The following is a 3,027-nucleotide window of genomic DNA, read 5'->3' as shown; positions in this document are numbered from 1 at the left end:
AGCGCCGCCACCGCCAGCTCCGCCGCCAGCCGTCCGTCCTCTTCCTCCGGCGCCGCCGGAACTCCGCGCAGCTGCCCCGCCAGCATCCGGTGCCCGAGCACCTCCGCCCAGGCCAGCGCCGCCGTCCGCAGGCCCGGCTCGGTGGCCAGCCGGTCGTGCAGCGGCCGCGCCCGCCGGACCCTGCCGAACCGCGCGGCCCTCACCAGCCGGGCGGCCTCCGGGACACCCGCGGCGAAGAAGCCCGTCATCGCGCGGTCCAGCGCTCCCAGCTGGGCGGCCAGCACCGCACGGGCGACCGGTCCGGGATGCGCACCGGCCAGCTCCCGCGGTGCGCACTCACGCAACGCCATCGCAAGAAGGCGCAGGTCCGGCGTTCCCGGCGTGCGCAAGCGGGCGCCGGGGGCGAGCCGGCGCAGTGCGCGCACGGTGTTCTCCGCGGGCACGGCGAGCTCGGTCGAGCGCACTGCTGCCTCCTGGTCACCGCGCCCCCTCCGCCCAGTCTCGCCAGGACCTCTCCGCCGCGGAAGGGAAGAACGGGCAGCCATCCGGGCAACCCCACCGTGCCCCTGCGGTTATCCCCATGTCGGCCGCCGAGCGGGGCTGGCACCCTTGAACCCATGCCGGCCCCGACCGATCCGCGACGCACCCGCCGACCCTGGTCGACGTCGGGCTGGCTGCTGCTGGTCCTGCTGGTCGTCTTCGCCTTCGGGCTGATCGCCTCGCGGCCGCCGTCGCCGCCGGACCAGGGCCCGCCCACCGGTGACGTGCTGGCCGCGCAGAACGCCATCGAGGCGCTGGTCCACCCCGGCCCGCACCCCGACGCGCTCGCCCGGCTGCCGAAGGACTTCACCGCACTCAGCGGCGTCACCCCGGGCGCGATGCCCGCCCGCGACGGCACGGTCCGCGCCGTGCACACCGACGGCGGCTGCTCGACGCCGTGGGGCGACGACAACACGAAGTGGGACTACGCCGTTCCGTGCAAGGCCCACGACCTCGGCTACGACCTGCTCCGGTACGCCGACCGCAAGGGTCACCCGCTCGGCCCGGAGGTCCGGGAGGCCCTGGACGACCGGCTGTCCTACGACATGCACCACGCCTGCGACCTCAACCCGATGAACTCCGCGCTCACCTGCCGGGTCGTCGCCTCCCTCTACTCGGCCGGGCTGGTCGTCAACTCGTGGCACCAGCGCTGGGGCCCGCCGGTCGGCGACCCGATCGGCCCGATGGTCGCCGGGGTGCTCGTCATCGGCTGTCTGCTGGTCTTCCGGCTGCGCGGCTGGCTGCGCGCCCGCCGCGAGCCGCGGGCGCCCGTGCCCGCCGCCGTTCCCGCGGAGGTCAGCCGGTGGGCCCTGCTCGGGGCCGGCGGGGTCGTGCTCCTGCTGCTCGGCGAGTCGGTGACGGCGCTCGCGTACTGGGCCGGGGCCCCCGAGCCGGCGCTGTGGCCGCTGACCTGGCTCGCCCAGCTCGCCCCGCTGATCTACTTCGCCGGTGGCCACGCCAACGCCGCCGGCTGGCGAGCCGAGCAGGAGGCGGGCGGCGGCTACCGGCACTACCTCGCCGAACGCGCGAGCCCGCTGCTGCGCCCGGCGTTGATCTTCGCGGTCGTGGCGCTGCTGACGCCGCTCGCGCTCGAACTGCTGGGCAGCCCGGCGGGGACGACCGCGACGGTGATGCGGATCGCCCTGCACCCGCTCTGGCTGCTCGGTGTCTACCTGCTGACGATCGTCTGCGCTCCTCCGCTGCTGGCCCTGCACCGCCGGGCGCCGGTAAGCGCGGCCGTCGGCCTGCTCGCCCTGGTCGCCGCCGGCGAGCTCGCCGCGAACTGGTCCGGTTCGCCGTTGCCGCGCTACGCGGCGACGTTCGCCATCGCCCTGCTCGCCCAGCAGCTCGCCTTCGCGCACGCCGACGGCGTCCGGCCGTCGCGGCGGCTGCTCGCCGCGGCCGCCGTGGCCGGGCTCGCGGGCCTCGCCGGGATGAGCGTCCTGCGGGACGGGCCGCCTGTCCTGCTCGGCAGCCCGGGCGCGCCCGCCGCGTTCTCCGCGCCGCCGTGGGGCGTGCTGCTGCTGGGCCTGGTCCAGCTGGGGGTGCTCGGGCTGCTGGCCCGCCCGCTCGGCCGGCTCGGCGACCGGCCCGGCGTCGCCCGCGCCTGCCGGCTCGTCCTGCGCGCGCCGATGAGCCTCTACCTGGCGTTCCTCGCCGCGATGCTGCTGCTGGTCGCCGTCGTGTACCTGCCCGGCCGGATCGCCGGCGGGCTCAGCTGGCTGATCCGCCCGCGCACGCTGGTCGCGGTCGGGCTGCTCGCGGTGCCCGCCACGCTGGTCTTCTGGTGGTTCGAACGGCACACCCACGGCGTGCGGGAGCCGCGTGCGGCCGACCACCCCGGCCGCCGGACGGCGGTGCTCACCCGGGCCGCTGCCGGGCTCGGGATCGGCTACGCGACGCTGGGCGTGTTCGGCTTCGCGCTGACCCGCTTCGGCGGGGTCGCCGCCGACGCCGACCTGCTGGGTCTGCGGCTCGACCCGATCCAGAGCCTGGTGCACCTGCTGCTCGGGGTCTTCCTGCTGCACACGATCCGGATCGGGGCGGGCGCGGCGACCGGCACCTGGCTGGCGACGGCGCTCGCCTGCGCGCCCTCGCTGCTCTTCGCCGCCGACGGCAGCACGCCGGGCTTCCTCGGCGTCACCCTCCACGCGGTGACGGCCGCGTTTGCCCTGCTGGCCGCCGCGGGCACCCTCATCCCGGCTCGGCCACCGGCCAATGTGACGTCCTGACCAGGCGAAACCGTCGAACGTGCGGGAAACTGGGTGGTGCATGACACATCCGCGGGGGGATGTGTAACGCTGCAGCAACCCGGGGCAGGCACCATGCGTCCCATCCCTAGCACCACCCGATCGATGGAGTGAGGAGTCGCCCGCGTGGATCACCCGCCTCGGAACGGGCAAGGCGGCCGTCGCCCCGCCCGGCCCTGGCAGGACGAGCCAGGCCGGGACGACGCACGTCGCGGCACGCCGCCGCGCCGCCCCCGCG

1 protein-coding gene and 1 pseudogene are annotated in these 3,027 nt (G+C 76.3%); one reads left to right on the top strand and one right to left on the bottom strand.

The annotated features are described in order from the left end of the window. Positions 1–464 (bottom strand): annotated as a pseudogene (locus tag IE317_RS44035) (hypothetical protein); the annotation flags it as partial. A gap of 153 nt (positions 465–617) precedes the next feature. On the opposite strand from IE317_RS44035, the gene IE317_RS44030 reads away from it, so the two are divergent. After that, positions 618–2,771 carry a phospholipase A2 gene (locus IE317_RS44030; protein WP_191317299.1) on the top strand — a complete coding sequence of 718 codons (2,154 nt, stop codon included), beginning with the start codon at positions 618–620 and terminating at the stop codon, positions 2,769–2,771. Positions 2,772–3,027: the final 256 nt, after the last annotated feature.

The organism is Amycolatopsis bullii, from assembly GCF_014654205.1.
GTDB lineage: Bacteria > Actinomycetota > Actinomycetes > Mycobacteriales > Pseudonocardiaceae > Amycolatopsis > Amycolatopsis plumensis.
Note: the sequence above shows the minus strand (reverse complement) of the source record. Positions and strands in the feature narration are given on the sequence as shown.